Origin of the sequence: Actinomadura sp. 21ATH (assembly GCF_041951345.1) — a bacterium.
In the GTDB taxonomy this organism is placed as follows: Bacteria; Actinomycetota; Actinomycetes; order Streptosporangiales; family Streptosporangiaceae; genus Spirillospora.
In genome coordinates this window covers 226,126-245,167 of record NZ_JBGNUR010000013.1, presented here as the reverse complement: position 1 = coordinate 245,167, position 19,042 = coordinate 226,126, and the positions used below count along the sequence as shown (strand labels likewise).

Here is a 19,042-nt window from a genome sequence, read left to right as displayed (position 1 = left end):
ACAGGTACAACGCCACCGCGTCGGCCTTGAACTCCTCCGGATAGTGCTTCAGCGCCATCGATGACATCTCTTCCCCTGGACCTCAAGATCCAGTCTCCAAGGTGTCCACATCCAAGGGGGAAGGCCCGGGTGCACAAGAAGGACCATCAAATGAACCTCCTGGTCGCCTATCCCAGAGACGAGATCGATCGCGAACTGGCCCAGTGCGTTGTAGCCATGCGTGCCGATCTGGGCTATCGAGAACGTTCTCCTCGCAGACCCCGGCTCCTTCGTAGGTAGCCCCTAACCATCACAGGGACGGAGCCGACATGAGTGCCGCGACCCGGCCCGGTCGATGTCTGGGTTGGTTCCCCCGAGCGAACATGGAGCAACGTGGGGTGACGAAGTGGGGCGTAACCGGCGGTGGATGACCAGGTGGTCAGTTGCGTTTCCGCAGGTCAGAGGTGGTGCGCCCAGAGGGATTCGAACCCCCGACCGTCGGTTTAGAAGACCGATGCTCTGTCCGGCTGAGCTATGGGCGCCTGCTGGGCCTTGAGTGTAGAGCGCGACCCGTGGTCTTCGCACGGGCGTATCCGGGAAGCGGCGCCGGTGGTGTCCAGGTCGTCATATCTTCTATAGCCGTGGCGGTGAATGTGGAAGTGCCGCTCTCCGGCGGGGACGTGACGGAGGGCGTTGTGCGGGTGGGGGAGACCGTCCGGCGGCCGTGCGGGGCGCACAGTCCGGCGGTGCACGGGTTGCTGCGGCATCTGGAGGGTGTGGGGTTCGACGGGGCGCCGCGGGTGCTGGGGATCGATGAGCTGGGGCGTGAGGTGCTCAGCTGGGTGCCGGGGGAGGCGCCCGGGCGGCCGCTGCCGGCGTACGCCGTGACGGACGAGGCGTTGCGGGGCGTGGCCGTGCTGTTGCGGCGGTTCCATGAGGCGGTGGCGTCGTACGAGGCGCCGGCCGGGGCTCCGTGGGAGGCCGGGGGGTCGGGCCTGGACCGGGAGCCGGAGATCATCGGGCACTGCGACGTGACGCCGGAGAACGTGGTGTTCCGGGGCGGGGTGCCGGTGGGGCTGATCGACTTCGATCTGGCGCGGCCGACGACGAGGCTGTACGACGTGGTGACGACGCTGCGGCACTGGGCGCCGATCGCGGATCCGGCCGATCGGGACTGGCGGCTCGGGCAGGTCGATGTCGGGCAGCGGGTGCGGTCGTTCTGCGACGCCTACGGGCTGGGGCGTGAGGGGCGGCGGGAGGTGCTGCCGGCGGCGCGGGTGCGGTTCGAGCGGTCGTACGAGGCGATGCGGAAGAGGGCCGAGCAGGGTGGTGCGTGGGCGCGGATCTGGCGGTCGGGGGCGGGGTCGCGGATCCGGCGGGCGCAGGACTGGCTGGAGCGCAACTGGGACGAGATCGATGCCCGGCTTGTCTGACAGGGGCAAGGGGCTGCTGCTGGGGGCGGCGCTGGACGCGGTGCTCGGCGATCCGCGCCGGGGGCATCCCGTCGCGGGGTTCGGCCGGGTGGCCGGTGCCCTGGAGAGGCGGCTGTACGCGGATTCGCGGGCGCGGGGGATCGTTTTCACGGGGCTGCTCGTGGGCGGTGCCGCCGGGGTGGGTGTTCTCGCGGAGCGGTCGGCGGGGTCTTCGGTGGGGCGGGTCGGGGTGACCGCGCTGGCGACGTGGGCCGTGCTCGGGGGGACCTCCCTGGGGAGGGAGGGGACGGCGATGGCCCGGGAGCTGGAGGCGGGCGACGTCGAGGCGGCGCGGGAGCGGCTGACGCATCTGTGCGCGCGGGATCCGGCGGGGCTGGGGGAGCGGCAACTGGCGCGGGCGACCGTGGAGTCGGTCGCGGAGAACACGTCGGACGCGGCGGTCGCGCCGCTGGTGTGGGGGGCCGTCGCGGGCGTTCCGGGGCTGCTGGCGTACCGGGCGGTCAACACGCTCGATGCGATGGTCGGTTACCGCAATGAGCGGTACGAGCGGTTCGGGTGGGCCTCGGCGCGGCTCGATGATGTCGCGAACTGGGTGCCGGCGCGCCTGACCGGCATGCTGGGGGCGGTTTTCGGCGGGCGGGAGGCTTGGCGGGTGCTGCGGGAGGACGGCGGGAAGCATCCGAGCCCCAACGCGGGACGGTGCGAGGCCGCGTTCGCCGGGGCGCTGGGGGTGCGGCTCGGCGGGGTCAACTCGTACGGAGGGGACGTGGAGGCGCGACCCGAGATGGGAAATGGGCGGGCCCCCGAGGTAGGGGACGTCCGCCGGGCGGTGCGGCTCTCGCGGCTCGTGGCGGGCACGGCGGCGGTTCTGGCGGGTGTCGCCAGGTGAAGGGGCTCCTCGTCGCCGGGACGACGTCGGACGCGGGCAAGAGCGTGGTGACGGCCGGGATCTGCCGCTGGCTGGCGCGGCAGGGGGTGAAGGTCGCTCCGTTCAAGGCGCAGAACATGTCGCTCAACTCGATGGTGACGAGCGACGGGGCGGAGATCGGCCGGGCGCAGTACATGCAGGCGCAGGCGGCGGGCGTGGAGCCCAGGGCGGTCATGAATCCGGTGCTGCTGAAGCCGGGGAGCGACCGGCGCAGCCAGGTGGTGGTGCTGGGGCGGCCGGTGGCCGAGGTGGACGCGCTGGAGTACGGCGCGCACAAGGAGCGGCTGCGGCGGGTCGTGAAGGAGAGCCTGGACGAGCTGGCCTCCGAGTACGACGTGGTGGTCTGCGAGGGGGCCGGCAGCCCGGCGGAGATCAACCTGCGGGCGGGGGACATCGTCAACATGGGCCTGGCCAGGGCCGCGGGCCTGCCGGTGGTCGTCGTGGGCGATATCGACCGGGGCGGCGTCTTCGCTTCCCTGTACGGGACCGTCGCGCTGCTGGAGGAGGCCGACCAGGCGCTGATCGCCGGATTCGTGATCAACAAGTTCCGCGGGGCGCTGGAGCTGCTGGAGCCGGGCATCGACCGGCTGGCGGAGCTGACGGGGCGGCCGACGTACGGCGTCCTGCCGTGGAGGCTGGGGCTCTACCTGGACTCCGAGGACACGCTGGCGCTGGACGCGCCGCGCCCGGACGCGCGGGGCCCGTACGGGCGGGAGACGCTCAGGATCGCGGTGGTGCGGTTCCCGCGGATCTCCAACTTCACCGATCTCGACGCCCTGAACTGCGAGCCCGGCGTGGTCGTGCGGTACGCGGCGAGCGCGGGCGACCTGGCGGACGCGGACCTGGTGGTGCTCCCGGGGACGCGGGCGACCGTCGCCGATCTCGCCTGGCTGCGCGAGCGGGGCATGGCGGACGAGATCGTGCGCCGGGCCGCGGAGGGGAGGCCCGTGCTCGGCGTCTGCGGCGGCTTCCAGATGCTCGCCCGGCACATCGACGACGACGTGGAGTCGCGGGCGGGCGGGGTCGAGGGGCTGGGCCTGCTGCCGGCGCGGGTGGTGTTCCGGGACGAGAAGACGCTCGGCCGGCCGTCCGGGCGGGCCTACGGCGAGCCGGTCCACGCGTACGAGATCCATCACGGGATCGTGGACGTGGAGGGTGGCGAGCCGTTCCTGGACGGGTGCCGCCTGGACGCCGTGTGGGGGACAACCTGGCACGGGGCCATGGAGAACGACGGCTTCCGCAGGGGTTTCCTCGCCGACGTGGCGCGGTGGGCGGGCCGGGACTTCGTTCCGGCGCAGGACGTGTCGTTCGCGGCGCTGCGGGAGCGGATGATGGACGCGGTCGGCGACCTGGTCGAGGAGCATCTGGACACGGGCGCCCTCTGGCGGCTGATCGAGGAGGGCGCGCCGCGCGGCCTGCGGGTGGTGCCGCCGGCTAGCGGATGAGGCCCTGCTCGCGCATCCAGTCGCGGGCGACGAAGACGGGGTCGCGGCCCTCGACGTCCACCTTGCTGTTGAGGTCGCGCAGGACGGTGGTGGTGAGCTTGGGCGCGATCTTCGCGAAGATGCCGGCGATCTCGGGGTGGGCGCGCAGGACGGGCTCGCGCACGGTCACCGCGGGGTTGTAGTTCGGGAAGAACTTCTTGTCGTCGGCCAGGACCTGGAGGTCGAGCGACTGGATGCGGGCGTCGGTCTCGTACGCCTCCCCGAACGTGCACTTGCCCTCGGCGGTGGTGTTGTAGACGACGCCGGCCGACATCTGGAAGATGTTGCCGGGCGGGACGGCCGTGCCGTAGGGGATGCCGTACGTCTTCAGCATCCCGCGCAGCCCGTCGTTCCGGGACGAGAACTCCGGCTCGACGCAGAACGTGCGCGCGGCGACCGGGACCTTGGCCATGTCGGAGAGCGTGTTCAGCCCGTACTTCTGCTTGGTCTGCCGCGTGACCGTCATCGTGTACGTGTTGTTGCCCGGGGAGTACGGGGCGAGCCAGACGATGCGGTTCTTCTCCAGGTCCATCTTCCGGACGGCCTCGAACTGCTGCTTCGGGTCGGGCAGCGGGTCCTCCTGGCCGAGGTAGTTGATCCAGCCGGTGCCGGTGTACTCCCAGGCGAGGTCGTTCTCGCCGCCGGTCACCGACCGCCGGGAGGTGATGCTGCCCTGGACGTTGGTGTGGTCCTCGACCTCGGCGCCGGCGGCCGTCAGGGCGAGGACGGCGATCTTGCCGAGGATGAGCTGCTCGGTGAACTCCTTCGAGGTGACGCGGAACGTGGCGTCCTCGAAGGAGGGGATCGGCCGGATGCTGCCGGGTTCGACGGCGGGCACGAACGCGGAGGCGGGTTTCAGCCCGCAGCCGGCGAGGAGCAGGAGGGTGGAGAGCAGGGCCAGGCGCTTCATCCGAGACCTTTCGGCGCCAGGAGGCGGGTGGCGATGCCGCCGAGCCAGTCGATCAGGAGGGCGAGCAGGGCGACGAGGACGCAGCCGGTGAGCAGGACGGGGGTGCGCTGGGTGGAGATGCCGGTCGTGACGAGGTCGCCGAGCCCGCCGCCGCTGATGAACGAGGCGATGGTGGCGGTGCCGACCATGAGGACCAGGGTCGTCCGGATCCCGGCGAGGATGACGGGGACGGCCAGCGGGAACTCGACCCGCCACAGGACGGAGCGCGCGGACATCCCGATGCCGCGCCCGGCGTCCACCAGGGCCGGGTCGACCTGCTGGAGGCCGACGAGGGTGTTGCGGAGGGCGGGCAGCACGCCGTACGCGACGAGGGCGACGATGGCCGTCCAGAAGCCGATGCCCCAGGTGACGGCGAGCAGGACGAGGACGCCGATCGCGGGGGCGGACTGGCCGATGTTGGCGATGGCCAGGACGGCCGGGGTGGCGGGGCGGGCCCAGCGGCGGCTCAGCACGACGCCCAGCGGGATGGCGATCAGCAGGACCAGCAGCGTGGCGACGGCGGTGAGCTCGATGTGCTGCCAGACCTTGCCGAACACGTAGCGGGGGCCGAGGCTGCGCTCCTCCATGCTGTCGAGGTCGGAGTTCCACACGTACAGCAGCCAGGCGGCGCCGGCGGCGAGGATGGCGAGCGGCTCGATCAGGGCGCGCCAGGAGCGCCCGCCGGTCGGGGCGTGCAGGTCGGCGGACGAGCGTTCGACGGTCTCCGCGGTCTCGGCGGTCATGACCGGGCCGCCCGGCGGCGGGTGCGTTCCTTCATGTCCTTGATCGCGTTCTGCAGGGTGGCGAGGGTGACGGTGCCGCGGTAGACGTTGCGGGGCCCGACGACCGGGACCCAGTCCTGCTCGATCTGGATCAGCGCCTCCAGGGCCTGCTGGAGGGTGATGCGGGCGCGGATGGGGGTGGCGGTGGCGTCGCCGCGCTCGCCGACCGGCCCGTCGACGCCGTCGAGGTCGTCGAGGGTGATCCAGCGCAGCGGGCGGCGCGCCTCGTCCAGGACGATGCCGAACGAGCCGTTCTCCGACTCCTCGATCCGGGCCCGGACGGCGGTGGCGTCCTCGTCGGCGCGGACCTCGGGGATCCGGTCGAGCGGGACGTCGGCGACGCGGCTGAACTTCAGCAGCTTCATCGCCTGGCCGCCGCCGAGGAACTGCTCGACGTACTCGTCGGCCGGGTTGAGCAGGATCTCCTGCGGGGTCGCGTACTGGGCGATCCGGGAGCCCTGTCCGAGGATCGCGATCCGGTCGCCGAGCTTGAGCGCCTCGTCCACGTCGTGGGTGACGAACACGATCGTCTTGCCCAGCTCCTCCTGGAGCTGGAGCAGCTCGTCCTGGAGCCGCTCGCGGGTGATCGGGTCGAGGGCGCCGAACGGCTCGTCCATGAGCATCGCGGGCGGGTCGGCGGCGAGCGCGCGGGCCACGCCGACGCGCTGCTGCTGGCCGCCCGACAGCTCGCGCGGGTACCGGTCGCGGTACGTGGCGGGGTCGAGGTCGACGAGGCGGAGCAGCTCGTCGACGCGGTCGGCGATGCGCCGCTTGTCCCAGCCGAGCATCTGCGGGACGAGGCCGATGTTGGTGCCGACCGTCATGTGCGGGAAGAGCCCGGCGTTCTGGATCACGTAGCCGATGTGCCGGCGCAGCTCGTTGGGGTCGATGTCCAGGGCGTTCTGCCCGGCCACGATGATCGTGCCGGAGGTGGGCTCGATCAGCCGGTTGATCAGCCGCATCGTGGTGGTCTTGCCGCTGCCGGACGGGCCGAGCAGGACGACGATCTCGCCGCCCGGGATGGTCATCGTGATGTCGTCCACGGCGGGGGTCTTCTGGCCGGGGAAGCGCTTGGTGACGTTGATCAGCTCGATGCCGCGGCCGCCGTCGGCCTCGGCGGTGCCGGCGGTGCCGGAGTCGTTGGCGGCGGGGGTGCCGGGGGTCTCATGCACGGATGCCTCGCGGGGTGGTCAGCCTGCCGATCAGCAGGTAGCAGGCGTCGAAGAGCAGGGCCAGGATGATCACGCCGAGGGTGCCGGCGAGCGTCATGTTGACGGCGTTGGCGCCGCCGAGCCGGGCCAGGCCGGAGAAGATCTGCTCGCCCAGCCCCGGCCCGGAGGCGTACGCGGCGATCGCGCCGACGCCCATCGCCAGCTGGGTGGCCACCCGGACGCCGGTGAGGACGACCGGCCAGGCCAGCGGCAGCTGGACGCGCAGCAGGATCATGCGCCGGCTCATCCCGATGCCGCGCGCCGCGTCCACCAGCGCCGGGTCGACGCCGTTGAGGCCGACGATGGTGTTGCGGAGGATCGGCAGCAGCGAGTACAGCGTGAGCGCGACGACGCTGGGCGCCACGCCGAGGCCGAACGGGGTGATGAGCAGGCCGAGGAGGGCCAGCGCCGGGATCGTGAAGATCACTCCGGCGGTGCCGGTGGCGAGCGCGGCGGCCCGCGGGCTGCGGTACACCGCGACCCCGATCACCGTCCCGATCACCAGCGCGGCCAGCACGCACTGGAAGACCATGCTCGCGTGCTGCCACGCCTCGAAGGTCAGCAGCTCGCGCCGATCGGACAGGTACTCCCAGAAGTTCACATGGACCTCCCGCGTCACAGGTACCCAGATCGGCGGGAATGATCACATCACGGCGCGGCGAGGCTTGCGGGGAGTCGGGGGGCCGCTCCCGGTAGTGTGACTCGCTCGGAACCTCACCGGCCTCAGGAGGATCTCGCCGTGACCGAGCCGCGGACCAGTCTCGTCGTCCCGCTGATCAAGGCACGGGTGCCGGCCGAGGTGCAGCTGGAGTTCCCGCTGCCGCCGCAGGAGGAGCCGGTGCGCGACCCGTTCACCGGGGACCTGTACGTCACGTACGCGCTGGAGCTGCCGGCCGAGGCGGGCGCCGCGGGCGCGCTGCGGCCCGAGCCGGGCGGCCGGCGGTACGAGCACGTCGCGCGGCGGCACTGCCAGGAGCTCGGGATCGCGCCCGAGGAGCTGCGCCGCACCGCCGTGATCAACCTCCGCAACCTCCGGCCCGACCTGCGGATGAGCTGGTATCCGGACGTCCGCGCGGTGACCGTCTCGCTGGGCGGGGCGGAGCCGTCCCGCGGCGGCGGGCTGGAGGCGGGCCTGCTGCTGGACGAGGGGTTCCTGGAGAAGCTGGCGCAGGACGTCGAGGGCGATCTGGTCGTGGCGGCCCCCGCGCGGGACGTGTTCGTCGCCTCCGGCACGGGCCACCCGGACGGGATCGCGAAGCTGCGCTGGGCGGTGGAGCGGGTGTGGTCGGAGGAGCGGCCCGAGGACGAGGCCGGGGCGGCCGGCGGGGACGGCGAGCCGTCCTGGGACGTGCCGGCCGGCCAGCTGCTGACCCGCGATCTGCTGGTGTGGCGCGAGGGGCGCTGGAGCGTCCTGCCCGCCTGACGGGGCGCCTTCGCCCGCCTGACGGGCGCGTTCCGCCTGCCTGGCGGGACGCCGGTGACGAATGCCCCGTTCGGGGACGGCTATAGTCACTTGTTGCGAATTACTTGCAACTAGGAGACTTATGCGTAAGCCCGCCCTCGTCCTCGGCGCGCTCGCCACCGCGAGCGCCCTGCTGGCCGCCGCCACCGCGTGCGGGACCGGCGGAGCCGCGGACTCCCGCACCGGCGGAACGTTCACGTACGCCATCGGGGACGAGCCGGAGACGCTCAACCCGGCCCTCCAGGACGAGCACACCGACCCGGTGACCGAGCTGGTCTTCCGCGGGCTGACCCGGCACGACGCCGCCAACAAGGTGGTGCCGGGGCTGGCCGAGTCCTGGACGGTCTCCAAGGACGGCAAGGACTACACGTTCAAGCTCCGGTCCGGCCTCACCTGGCACGACGGCAAGCCGCTGACCTCGCGGGACGTGCGGTTCACCATCGACGCGGTGAAGGCCGCGGCGGCCGACGCGCCGCGCTCGCGCAACTTCGAGTCGGTGGAGTCGGTGGAGACGCCCGACGACACGACGGTGAAGCTGGAGCTGAGCAGGCCGTTCGCGCCGCTGCTGGACGCGCTGTCGATGGGGCTGCTGCCCGAGCACGCGCTGAAGGGCAAGAAGATCACCGACGCGTCGTTCGGGCAGAGCCCGGTCGGGGCGGGGCCGTTCCGGCTGGCGACGTTCAAGCCGGGGCAGTACGCCGAGCTGGAGGCGTTCGGCGGCTACTACGAGGGCAGGCCGAAGCTGCCCAAGATCGTGATCAAGTACGTGCCGGACGACACCGCGCGGCTGATCCAGCTCACCAACGGCGAGGTCGACGGCGCCCACGTCCAGCCGCAGCAGGCCGCCAAGGCCGGGGACGTCGGCGGGGTGCGGCTGGAGACCTACCCGACGGCCGACTACCGGGCCCTGATGCTCAACTTCAAGAAGCTCCCCGTCTTCGCCGACAAGCGGATCCGGCAGGCGATGAACCACGCCGTCGACCGCGACGCGTTCGTCAAGAGCGTGCTGCTCGGGCACGGCAGCCCGGCGACCGGGCCGCTGGACGAGAGCCCGTACAAGGCCGGGGGCGCGGCGCCGTTCACGCACGACCCCGCCAAGGTGGACGAGCTGATGAAGGCCGCGGGCTACGCCAAGAACGCTCAGGGGCTGTGGGCCAAGGACGGCAGGACCGTCCGGTTCGAGCTGAGCACGTTCGCCGAGGACTCCTCGCGGGTCGCCATCCTCAACGTCGCCGCCACGCAGCTCAAGGCGCGGGGCTTCGACGTCGTCCCCAACCCGCGGCCGCGCGACTGGGTCCGCAAGAACTGGGGCGAGCTGGAGGCGTTCGTGGTCGGCTGGGGCACGCCGTACGACCCCGACACCTCGGTGTACGGGCCGTTCCACTCCTCGGAGGCGCTCGCCAACGGCGGCTCCAACTACGGCACGTACAGCAACCCGGACGTCGACAAGGCGCTCGACGCGGCGCGGGAGACCTCCGACCCGGCGAAGCGCAAGGAGCTGTACGGCGACTTCCAGAAGGCGCTGGCCGAGGACCCGCCGTTCGTGTGGATCTCCTACCTGCACACGTCCAACGCGGTGCCGGACGGGCTGAAGGGCCCGCAGCGGCGCACCCTGGGCCACCACGGCTACGGCTTCTTCTGGAACGCCGAGAAGTGGTCCTGGTCCTGAGCCGTTGATCGCACGGTTCCTGCTCCGGCGGGCGGCGACGGCCCTGGCGGTCGTCGCCGCCCTCTCGGCGCTCTGCTTCGTGCTGCTGGACGTCGCGCCGGGCAGCCCGGCCGCGTCGATCCTGGAGGCGCGCTCGGGCGGGCGGCCCGCCACGCCCGCGGCCGTCGAGCGGCTGGAGCGCGAGATGGGCCTGCACGACCCGCTGCCGGTCCGGTACGGGCGCTGGGTCGCGGGCGCGGTCCGCGGTGACTTCGGCGACTCGTACGGCACCGGGCGGCCGGTGCGGGAGGTCCTCGCCGACACCGCCCCGTGGACGCTGCTGCTGACGGCCGCGGCCGTGCTGCTCAGCGTCGCCGGGGCGATCGCCGTGGGGCTGGCCGCGGCCCTGACTCGGCGGGCCTGGCTGCGGCGGGGCATCCAGACGGCGCTGTTCGCGCTGGGCGGGATGCCCGGGTTCGTCACCGCGCTGCTGCTGATGTGGATCTTCTCGGCATGGCTCCGGGTGCTGCCGTCCGGCGGGCTGAACCGGCCCGGCGAGCCGCTCACGGCCGGGGTCCTCGCGGCGCATCTGGTGCTGCCCGCGCTGGCGCTGGCGTTCGGGCACCACTTCGGCACGTACGCGCGGCTGGTGGAGACGGGCGTCGGCCGGCTGCGGTCCGCGCCGCACGTCGAGAACGCGCGGGCGCGCGGGCTCGCGCGCTGGACCGTGACCGTGCGGCACCTGCTGCGGCCGGGGCTGGTGCCGTTCACCGCGCGGCTCGGCGTCGGGGTCGGCGGGCTGATCGCCGGCGCCTACGCCACCGAGATGATCTTCTCCTGGCCGGGGATCGGGCGGCAGGCGGTGCTCGCGGCCCGCGAGCAGGACTACCCGGTGCTGACCGCGGTCGTCCTGGTCACCGGCGTGATCGTGGTGCTGGCCAACCTGCTCGGCGACCTCGCCGTCGCCTGGCTCGACCCGCGCGTCCGCCTGACGGGGAAGGCCCGGCATGCCCATCACTAAGGTCAGGAGTTCCGGACTCGGTGCCGGCGTCCCGTTCTCGGGGGACGGGACGGCGGCACCGGCCCCGCGCGGGCTGCTGGCGGCCCGGCTGCCCGCGCGCCGCCCCGGCGTGTGGGCGGCGGCGCTGCTGCTGGCGGTGCTCGCGCTGGCGGCCCTGCTCGCGCCGGTGCTGACGCCGTACGACCCGATCGCCACCGACACCCTCGCGACCAGCCTGCCGCCCGGCTCGCCCGGCCACCTCCTGGGCACCGACCAGCTCGGCCGCGACCTGCTGGCCCGGCTCCTGTACGGCGCGCGCACCTCGCTGATCGTCGGGATCGTCGCCGCCGCGATCACCGTGGCGGCCGGGGTGCTGCTCGGCGGGCTCGCGGCGGCCGGGCCGCGCTGGCTGGACGAGGCGATCTCGCGCGCCGCCGACGTGCTGCTGTCGCTGCCGATGCTGGTCGTGGTGCTGGCGCTGGCGGCGGTCGCGGGCCCGTCCCTCGGCACCGTGATCCTCGCCGTCGCCGCCACCGCCTGGATGCCGGTGGCGCTGGTCACCCGCGCCGAGCTGATCAGCCTGCGGGAGCGGCCGTACGTCCGCGCCGCGCACGCCCTCGGCCTGTCCCGCGGCCGGGTGCTGGTCCGGCACCTGCTGCCCGGCGCGCTGCCGCCGGTCGCGTCGATCGCCGCGTTCGAGGTCGGCCACGCGGTCCTGACCGAGTCCACGCTGAGCTTCCTCGGCCTGGGCGTGCCGCCGAACCGGCCGAGCTGGGGCAACCTGCTCACCGAGGCGCAGGCGCACCTGCTGACCGGCGAGTGGTACACGGTCGCGTTCCCGGCCGCGTGCGTCGTCGCCACCATCCTCGCGGTGAACGTCCTCGCCTCGACGATCTCCGGAGACCCCCGGTGAGCGCCCTCCAGATCACCGGTCTCGCGGTGACGGTGCCGGGCGGGCGGCGCGTGGTGGACGGCCTGTCGCTGACCGTTCCGGAGGGGCGGATCGTCGCGCTGGCGGGGGCCAGCGGCAGCGGCAAGAGCCTGACCGCGCGGTCGGTCGTCCGGCTGAACGACCCGTCCGTGCGGGTCGAGGGGACCATCAGGGTCGGCGGGCTCGACGTGGTGGGGATGGGGCGCCGGGAGCTGCGCCGGCTCCGGGGCCGCCGGGTCGGGTACGCGTTCCAGGACGCCTCCGCCGCCCTCAACCCGACGCTCACGATCGGCCGGCACCTCGCCGAGACCGTCCGCGCGCACGGCGCGGGCGACCCGCGCGAGCTGGGGTACGGCGCGCTGGAGCGGTGCGGGCTGGACCCGGAGCAGGTGTGGGAGGCGCGGCCGTACGAGCTGTCGGGCGGCCAGGCGCAGCGGGCGGCGCTCGCGGTCGCGACCGTCCTGGAGCCCGACCTGCTGATCGCCGACGAGGTGACCACCGCGCTCGACCCGGAGACGCAGGCGGAGGTGCTCGACGCGATCCGCGCCCAGGGCCGGGCGGTGCTGCTGATCACCCACGATCTGGCGGTCGCGGAGCGCTGGGCGGACGAGATCGCGATCCTGGCGGACGGCCGGATCGTCGAGCAGGGGCCGAGCGGGCGCGTCCTGGCCGAGCCGGAGCATCCGTTCACCCGGGCGCTGGTCGCCGCCTCCCGGCTGGACGCCCCGTTCGAGCCGGGGGAGCCGGCCGGCGAGCCGGTGCGGTCGCTGCGCGGCGTCCGGCGCGTCCTGCACGGGCGGGGCCGGACGACGGTCGCGCTGGACGGCGTCGACCTCGACGTCCGGGCCGGGGAGTCGGTCGCGGTCGTCGGGCGCAGCGGGTCCGGGAAGTCCACGCTGGTCGGCGTGCTCGCGGGGCTGGACCGTCCCGAGGCGGGCCGGGTGCTCGCCGGAGAGCGGGACGTGTGGAGCCTGCGGGACCGCGAGCGGCGGGCCCTGCGGCGCGAGTCGGCGCTGGTGTTCCAGGACGCGCAGGCGTCGTTCGACCCCCGCTACACCGTCGAGCGCGTCGTCGCGGAGGCCCTGGGCGGCCGCGAGGGCGTCGCGGAGCCGCTGGAACGCGTCGGCCTGGACCCGGCCCTGGCGGCGCGGCGCCCGTCGACGCTGTCGGGCGGTGAGCGGCAGCGGGTCGCGCTCGCCCGCGCGCTCGCGTCCCGTCCCCGGATCCTGCTCGCCGACGAGCCCACGACCGGCCTGGACGTCCTGGCCCAGGAGCGCATCCTGGACCTGCTCGCCCGCCTCCGCCGCGAGGAGGGCCTGGCGATCGTCTTCGTCACCCACGATCCCCGGGTGGCCCGCCGGATCGCGGATCGGGTGATCACCCTGGATGCCGGTACGGTGCTCTGACGAGCAGCCGAACAGGCGTGTGAACAGGCGTGTGACAGGCGTGAAGGAGGCGTGTTGGACGAGCGCGTGCCCGGTCCCATCTGGCGGGTGACCGGCGACCCCCTGGTGAGCGGCGCCCCGGACGGGCCCCTCGCCCGCGTGCGGGTCGCGGTGAAGGATCTGTTCGCGGTGGCGGGCCGGCGGATCGGGGCGGGGAACCCCGACTGGCTGGCCGGGGCGCCGGTCGAGGAGCGGAACGCCTGGGCCGTCCAGGCGCTGCTCGACGCGGGCGCGGACATCGCGGGCATCGCCCAGACGGACGAGCTGGCGTTCAGCCTCAACGGCACCAACAAGCACTACGGGACCCCTCCTAACGGTGCCGCGCCCGGCCGCATCACAGGCGGCTCCAGCAACGGGCCCGCGTCGGCCGTCTCGCTGGGGCTCGCGGACCTCGGCCTGGGGACGGACACCGCCGGGTCGGTGCGCGTGCCGTCCTCGCACTGCGGCCTCTACGGGCTGCGCCCCACGCATGGGGCCGTGCGCTCGGACGGGCTGCTGGACCTGGCGCGCTCGTTCGACACGATCGGCTGGTTCGCGCGGGACCCGGACCTCCTGGAACGGGCCGGGGACGTCCTGCTGCCTCCAGGCGACCCCGACCTGCCGCTGTCCTTCGCCGTCGCCGACGACGTCGTGGAGCTGGCCGAGCCCGAGACGCGGGAATCGTTCGAGACGGCCTGCGCGGCCCTCGGGAAGCCCGTGCGCCGGATCGGGTCGCTGATGGGCGGGCGGCTGGAGGAGTGGTTCGCGGCGTTCCGGAACGTCCAGGCGGACGAGGCGTGGAAGCGGCACGGCGAGTGGATCGAGGCGCATCCCGGTTCGCTCGGCTACGGGGTGACCAAGCGGTTCGCCCTGGGGCGCGACCTCAAGCCGGGGGAGCTGGAGGCGGGGCTGGAGGTCCTGGAGGCGGCGCGGGCCGTCCTGTACGACGCCGTGCCGCCGGGGACCGTCCTATTGCTGCCCGCCGCGACGGCGCCCGCGCCGCCCGTGGACCTGGACGCGGAGACGATGGACGCGTACCGCTTCCGCACCCTCCGCCTCACCTGCCTCGCCTCGATCGCGGGCCTGCCCGCCGTCGTGACGCCGAGCCTGCGGGTGGCCGGCCTCCCGGTCGGGCTCTGCGCCGTCGGCGGCCGCGGCACGGACCGCTCCCTCCTCCGCCTCGCCGCGACGGCCCTCACACCTTCAGGCTGAGCTTCTCCAGCGCCTCCACCAGCGGGGTCAGCTCCGGGAGATCGGCGGCCTCGGCGAGCGCGGCGTCCAGCGCGTCGTTGTGCGTCGGGGCCGCCTCGGCGAGCAGCGCCCTGCCCTCCTCGGTGGCCTCCGCGTAGATGCCGCGCCGGTCCTCCTCCGACAGCACCCGCGTGAGCAGGCCGCGCGTCTCCAGCCGGCCGACCAGCCGCGTCGTCGCGCTCTGGCTGAGCACGAGGATCGCCGCGAGCTGCTGCATGCGCGTGTTGCGCCCGTCCGGCCCGGCCAGGTGATGCAGCACGCAGAACTCGTTCACGCTCAGGCCGTGCCGCTCCTGGAGCGCGCGCTCGATCTTCTCCTCGATCCGTGCCTGGAGGGCGGCGAGCGTGCGCCAGCCGTTGGCGCGCGCCTCGACGGCGTCGGCGGTACGTGACATGGCTCACCTTCCGAGTGTTTGCTTGCGCCGGTATTTGCGTGCTGAGATAGCAGGCGTCTGCAATTAATGCCTCTGCTTGCTATCGGCGTTCGCCCTATATCGTATCGAAGGAGGGACGTCATGCCGCTCGCGCTCCTCGCGCTGGCCCTCGGGGCCTTCGGCATCGGCACCACCGAGTTCGTCATCGCCGGCCTGCTGCCCGAACTGGCCGCCGACTTCGGCACCTCGATCCCCACCGCGGGCCTGCTGGTCTCCGGCTACGCCTTCGGGGTCGTCGTGGGCGCCCCGCTCATCACCGCGGCCGGCGCCCGGCTGCCCCGCAAGACCATGCTGCTCGGCCTCATGACCCTGTTCGTCGCCGCACACCTGCTCTCCGCGCTCGCACCCTCCTACGGCGTGCTGATGACCGGGCGTATCGTCGCCTCGTTCGCGCACGGCGCGTTCATCGGCATCGGCGCCGTCGTCGCCGCCGACCTCGTCCGGCCCGAGAAGCGGGCCGGCGCCATCGCCGTCATGTTCATGGGCCTCAGCGCCGCGAACGTGCTGGGCGTGCCGCTCGGCACCTTCGTCGGGCAGAACCTCGGCTGGCGCGCGGCGTTCTGGACGGTCACCGGCATCGGCGTCGTCGCGCTGATCGGCATCGCGGCGCTGGTGCCCCGCGGCGGCCGGCCCGACACCCGCCTGCGGCACGAGTTCGCCGCGTTCCGCGACCGGCGGCTCTGGCTCGCGCTGGCCATGACCACCCTCGGCTGGGCGCCGGTGCTGGCCGTCGTCACCTACGTCGCGCCGCTGCTGACCGAGGTCACCGGCTACTCCAGCGCCGCCGTCCCGTGGGTCATGGTGCTGCTCGGCGCCGGAATGCTGGCCGGCGGCCCACTCGGCGGCCGCTACGCCGACCGCGCGCTGATGCCCACCGTGTACGCGCTGCTGGCCGCCATCATCGCGGTCGCCGCCGTGCTGATGGCGGCCGCCCACCACAAGATCGCCGTCCTGGCCGTCCTCACCCTGTTCGGCGTGGTCGCCTCCGCCGCCATCCCCGGCCTCCAGACCCGCGTCCTCGACCAGGCCACCGGCGCCCAGACCCTCGCCTCCGCCGCCAACGTCGCCGCGTTCAACCTCGGCAACGCGCTCGGCCCGTTCCTGGCCGGGCTCGCGATCAGCACGGGCCACGGCTACACCTCGCCGCTGTGGGTCGCCGCCGCGCTCGGCGCCTCCGGCCTGGGCATCGCGGTCCTCTCCGGGGCGCTGGACCGGCGTACCGCGCGTCCCCTGCCGGAGGCCGTACGGGAGCCCGCTCTCAAGGCGTGACCCAGGGCGCTTATTGAGGTGCGCTCCCGGGCGGCACCGGCCTAATGTCGCGGGATGGTGTCGATGGAGCAGTTGCTGGGCTTTTCGGCGATGGCGCTGGCCATCATCGTGATCCCGGGCCCGACCGTCCTGTTCGTGGTCGGCCGGGCCCTCGCCCACGGCCGCCGCGCGGCGCTGGCCAGCGTCCTGGGCAACGAGCTCGGGGTGCTGGTCCTCACCGCCGCGGTCGCCCTCGGCATCGGCTCGATCGTCGAACGGTCGGTGCTGGTCTTCACGGCCCTCAAGCTGATCGGCGCCGCCTACCTCGTGTACCTGGGCGTCCAGGCGTTCCGGCACCGGCGCCTCGCGTTCGAGGACGGGGACGCCCCGCGCGACCGCGCCCTCTGGCAGGGCTTCGTCGTCGGCGTCACCAACCCCAAGACCGCCGTCTTCTTCGCCGCCGTGCTCCCGCAGTTCGTCGACCGCGGCAACGGCCACGCCGCCCTGCAGATGATCGTGTTCGGGCTGGTCTTCGGCCTGATCGCCCTGCTCTGCGACAGCGTGTGGGGGCTGGCGGCCGGCACCGCCCGCAGCTGGCTCACCGGCTCGCCCCGCCGCCTCGCCGCGATCGGCGGCACCGGCGGCCTGATGATGATCGGCCTGGGCGTGACCGTCGCCGCCACCGGCCGCAAGGACTGACCGGGGGCGCTGAAAAGGGTTGGACGCGTCGCGCGGGGCGTACGTTACGCTGCGGGCATGTCCAGCCCCGAGGCGTCAAGACTCTAGCCACCGGTCGTCCGGTGGCTCCCCGCCGCGCGGTCCGATGAGGCCGCGCCGCGCCGGGCTGCGATCACACCACCACCGGATCTCCGGACCACGGGCCCTTTCCACCCTGTGACCGGGCGCGCCGCCCTCCTGCGCCGCGCCGCCCGGCGGGTTCCGGCGCGCTCGCGCCGCTCCCATGGAGTCTTCTGGAGTCCTCCTGTGCCTCTCGTGCTCTACCTGCTCGCGCTCGCCGTCTTCGCGCAAGGGACGTCCGAGTTCATGCTCGCGGGCCTCCTCCCGGACATCGCCGCCGACCTCGGCGTCTCCATCTCCGCCGCCGGCTCGCTGACCTCGGCGTTCGCCGTCGGAATGGTCATCGGCGCGCCGCTCATGGCGGTCGCCGCCGCCCGCTGGTCGCGCCGGAACGCGCTGCTGGCGTTCCTGACCGTGTTCCTCCTCGTCCACGTCCTCGGCGCCGTCACCACCAGCTACCCGGTCCTCCTCGGCACCCGGATCGTCGGGGCCCTGGCCAACGCCGGGTTCCTGGCCGTCGCCATGGTCACCGCGGCCGCGCTGGTCGCCCCGAACGCCAAGGGGCGCGCCACGTCCGTCCTGCTCGCGGGCACCACCCTCGCCTGCGTCGCGGGCGTACCCGGCGGCGCGCTGCTCGGCCAGCTGTGGGGCTGGCGGTCGGCGTTCTGGGCCGTCGCGCTCATCTCCGTCCCGGCCCTCCTGGCGATCCTGCGGTCCGTGCCGGACGACGGGGCCGGGCCCGTCCCGAACCCGCGCAAGGAGTTCGGGGCCCTGCGGGAACCGCGCCTCCAGGTGACGCTGCTCCTGGGCGCCCTCGTGAACGGGGCGACGTTCTGCGCGTTCACCTACTTCACGCCCGTGTTCACCGAGGTCGCCGGCCTCGGCGAGGCATGGGTGCCCGCGCTGCTCGCGCTGTTCGGGCTCGGCTCGTTCCTCGGCGTCTCGGCGGCGGGGCGCGTCGCGGACGTGCGGCCCGTACCGCTGCTGCTGGCGGGCGGCGCGGCCCTGCTGATCGGCTGGGCGGCGTTCGCGCTCCTCGCCGCCGAGCCCGCGGTGACGATCGCGCTCGTCCTCGTCCAGGGGACCCTGTCGTTCGCCGTCGGCTCCACCCTGATCGCCCAGGCCCTGTACGCGGCGGTGAGGGCGCCCGCCCTCGCCGGCGGGTTCGCCACGGCCGCGCTCAACGTCGGCGCCGCCGTCGGGCCCTGGGCGGGCGGCGCCGCCATCGCCGCGGGCCTGGGACACCGCTCGCCGCTGTGGGTCAGCACCGCCCTGATCGCCCTCGCGCTGCTGACCGCCGCGGTCGTGCGGATGAAAACGGGACCGATCCGGCTTGACCTTGTCACCGGCGTCAAGGACTAGCGTCGCGGACGGATCAGGGAGGACCGATGCGGATCGGGGAGCTGGCCGAGCGGGCCGGGGTGAGCACGCGGGCGCTGCGCTACTACGAGCAGCACGGGCTGATCTCGGCCCGCCGCGAGTCCAACGGCTACCGGCGGTACGCGGAGTCGGACGTCCGGCTCGTCCGGCAGATCCGCTCGCTCCTGGCGGCCGGCTTCACCCTGGAGGACACCCGCCCGTTCGTCGAATGCCTCCGCTCCGGCCGCGAGGTCGGCGAGGCGTGCCCGGAGCCGGTGGCCGTCTACCGGCGCAAGCTGGCCGAGATCGACGCGGAGATCCGCACCCTGACCGCGCAACGGGCCGAAGTGGCCGAGCAACTGGCGCGCGCCTGCCCCGGCTGCGTCCTGTCCCGGGAGGGAAGACATGATCACACTGACCACGGAGAACTTCGACGAGCAGGTGCTCCGCGGCGGCAGACCGGTACTCGTCGACTTCTGGGCCGAGTGGTGCCCGCCGTGCAAGATGATCGCGCCGATCCTTGAGCAGATGGAGACCGAACTCGGCGACCGCCTCACCATCGGCAAGCTCAACGGCGACGACCACCCCGAGATCGTCGCCCGGTACGGCGTGCTCGGCTTCCCGACCCTCAACCTCTACAAGGACGGCGAGGTCGTCCAGCAGATCATCGGCGCCAAGCCGAAGCGCCTCATGCTGGCCGACCTGGAACCGCACATCTGAGG

At 73.5% G+C, this 19,042-nt stretch carries 19 protein-coding genes and 1 tRNA gene; 14 read left to right on the top strand and 6 right to left on the bottom strand.

The window, feature by feature from the left end:
- Window positions 1-444: 444 nt before the first annotated feature.
- Window positions 445-521: transfer RNA gene (locus ACA361_RS31110), tRNA-Arg, on the bottom strand.
- A gap of 99 nt (window positions 522-620) precedes the next feature.
- Here ACA361_RS31110 and ACA361_RS31105 point away from each other — a divergent pair.
- Genes ACA361_RS31105 through ACA361_RS31095 form a run of 3 tightly spaced genes read left to right on the top strand, consistent with a single transcriptional unit; the run spans window position 621 to window position 3,785 of the window.
- Complete coding sequence (locus ACA361_RS31105) at window positions 621-1,412, top strand: phosphotransferase (protein ID WP_375017887.1); 792 nt, start codon at window positions 621-623, stop codon at window positions 1,410-1,412.
- A complete protein-coding gene (locus tag ACA361_RS31100) occupies window positions 1,396-2,301 on the top strand; it encodes a cobalamin biosynthesis protein (protein ID WP_375017885.1) in 906 nt (301 codons plus the stop codon). The genes ACA361_RS31105 and ACA361_RS31100 overlap by 17 nt, the downstream gene beginning before the upstream one ends.
- The gene (locus ACA361_RS31095; protein ID WP_375017883.1) at window positions 2,298-3,785 is read left to right on the top strand and encodes a cobyric acid synthase; all 1,488 of its coding nucleotides are present in this window, start codon (window positions 2,298-2,300) and stop codon (window positions 3,783-3,785) included. The genes ACA361_RS31100 and ACA361_RS31095 overlap by 4 nt, the downstream gene beginning before the upstream one ends.
- On the opposite strand, the gene ACA361_RS31090 is transcribed toward ACA361_RS31095, so the two are convergent.
- The 4 genes from ACA361_RS31090 to ACA361_RS31075 are packed head-to-tail and all read right to left on the bottom strand — an operon-like array spanning window position 3,775 to window position 7,367.
- Window positions 3,775-4,734: a glycine betaine ABC transporter substrate-binding protein gene (locus tag ACA361_RS31090; protein ID WP_375017881.1), complete on the bottom strand. Its 960-nt coding sequence runs from the start codon at window positions 4,732-4,734 to the stop codon at window positions 3,775-3,777. The two genes, ACA361_RS31095 and ACA361_RS31090, sit on opposite strands and share 11 nt — an antisense overlap.
- On the bottom strand, window positions 4,731-5,516 hold the full coding sequence (locus ACA361_RS31085; protein ID WP_375017879.1) for an ABC transporter permease: 786 nt from the start codon (window positions 5,514-5,516) through the stop codon (window positions 4,731-4,733). The genes ACA361_RS31090 and ACA361_RS31085 overlap by 4 nt, the downstream gene beginning before the upstream one ends.
- Window positions 5,513-6,727 (bottom strand): ABC transporter ATP-binding protein, encoded by a 1,215-nt coding sequence (locus ACA361_RS31080; protein WP_375017878.1) that lies wholly within the window; start codon window positions 6,725-6,727, stop codon window positions 5,513-5,515. Before ACA361_RS31080 ends, ACA361_RS31085 begins: the two co-directional genes overlap by 4 nt.
- Window positions 6,720-7,367: an ABC transporter permease gene (locus ACA361_RS31075; protein ID WP_375017877.1), complete on the bottom strand. Its 648-nt coding sequence runs from the start codon at window positions 7,365-7,367 to the stop codon at window positions 6,720-6,722. The genes ACA361_RS31080 and ACA361_RS31075 overlap by 8 nt, the downstream gene beginning before the upstream one ends.
- Window positions 7,368-7,505: 138 nt before the next feature.
- On the opposite strand from ACA361_RS31075, the gene ACA361_RS31070 reads away from it, so the two are divergent.
- The 6 genes from ACA361_RS31070 (at window position 7,506) to ACA361_RS31045 (ending at window position 14,443) form a co-directional block, all read left to right on the top strand.
- Window positions 7,506-8,189, top strand: coding sequence for a DUF1444 domain-containing protein (locus ACA361_RS31070; protein WP_375017875.1), 684 nt, complete (start codon window positions 7,506-7,508; stop codon window positions 8,187-8,189).
- 121 nt (window positions 8,190-8,310) lie between these two features.
- Window positions 8,311-9,897: an ABC transporter substrate-binding protein gene (locus tag ACA361_RS31065; RefSeq protein WP_375017873.1), complete on the top strand. Its 1,587-nt coding sequence runs from the start codon at window positions 8,311-8,313 to the stop codon at window positions 9,895-9,897.
- 4 nt (window positions 9,898-9,901) lie between these two features.
- Window positions 9,902-10,897 carry an ABC transporter permease gene (locus tag ACA361_RS31060; RefSeq protein WP_375017871.1) on the top strand — a complete coding sequence of 332 codons (996 nt, stop codon included), beginning with the start codon at window positions 9,902-9,904 and terminating at the stop codon, window positions 10,895-10,897.
- Window positions 10,884-11,789 (top strand): ABC transporter permease, encoded by a 906-nt coding sequence (locus ACA361_RS31055; RefSeq protein WP_375017869.1) that lies wholly within the window; start codon window positions 10,884-10,886, stop codon window positions 11,787-11,789. Before ACA361_RS31060 ends, ACA361_RS31055 begins: the two co-directional genes overlap by 14 nt.
- A complete protein-coding gene (locus ACA361_RS31050) occupies window positions 11,786-13,213 on the top strand; it encodes an ABC transporter ATP-binding protein (RefSeq protein WP_375017867.1) in 1,428 nt (475 codons plus the stop codon). The genes ACA361_RS31055 and ACA361_RS31050 overlap by 4 nt, the downstream gene beginning before the upstream one ends.
- A gap of 54 nt (window positions 13,214-13,267) precedes the next feature.
- The gene (locus ACA361_RS31045) at window positions 13,268-14,443 is read left to right on the top strand and encodes an amidase (protein WP_375017865.1); all 1,176 of its coding nucleotides are present in this window, start codon (window positions 13,268-13,270) and stop codon (window positions 14,441-14,443) included.
- Here ACA361_RS31045 and ACA361_RS31040 read toward each other — a convergent pair.
- Window positions 14,427-14,876: a MarR family winged helix-turn-helix transcriptional regulator gene (locus ACA361_RS31040; protein WP_375017863.1), complete on the bottom strand. Its 450-nt coding sequence runs from the start codon at window positions 14,874-14,876 to the stop codon at window positions 14,427-14,429. The two genes, ACA361_RS31045 and ACA361_RS31040, sit on opposite strands and share 17 nt — an antisense overlap.
- 120 nt (window positions 14,877-14,996) lie before the next feature.
- Here ACA361_RS31040 and ACA361_RS31035 point away from each other — a divergent pair, with 120 nt between their 5' ends.
- From ACA361_RS31035 to trxA, 5 genes are all read left to right on the top strand, one after another.
- Complete coding sequence (locus ACA361_RS31035) at window positions 14,997-16,184, top strand: MFS transporter (RefSeq protein WP_375017861.1); 1,188 nt, start codon at window positions 14,997-14,999, stop codon at window positions 16,182-16,184.
- A gap of 54 nt (window positions 16,185-16,238) precedes the next feature.
- The gene (locus tag ACA361_RS31030) at window positions 16,239-16,862 is read left to right on the top strand and encodes a LysE family translocator (RefSeq protein WP_375017859.1); all 624 of its coding nucleotides are present in this window, start codon (window positions 16,239-16,241) and stop codon (window positions 16,860-16,862) included.
- Window positions 16,863-17,147: 285 nt separating this feature from the next.
- Window positions 17,148-18,323 carry a Cmx/CmrA family chloramphenicol efflux MFS transporter gene (locus tag ACA361_RS31025; RefSeq protein WP_375017857.1) on the top strand — a complete coding sequence of 392 codons (1,176 nt, stop codon included), beginning with the start codon at window positions 17,148-17,150 and terminating at the stop codon, window positions 18,321-18,323.
- Window positions 18,324-18,349: 26 nt separating this feature from the next.
- Window positions 18,350-18,844 carry a MerR family transcriptional regulator gene (locus ACA361_RS31020; RefSeq protein ID WP_375017855.1) on the top strand — a complete coding sequence of 165 codons (495 nt, stop codon included), beginning with the start codon at window positions 18,350-18,352 and terminating at the stop codon, window positions 18,842-18,844.
- A complete protein-coding gene (gene trxA / locus ACA361_RS31015) occupies window positions 18,726-19,040 on the top strand; it encodes a thioredoxin (RefSeq protein WP_375017853.1) in 315 nt (104 codons plus the stop codon). The genes ACA361_RS31020 and trxA overlap by 119 nt, the downstream gene beginning before the upstream one ends.
- Window positions 19,041-19,042 lie beyond the last annotated feature (2 nt).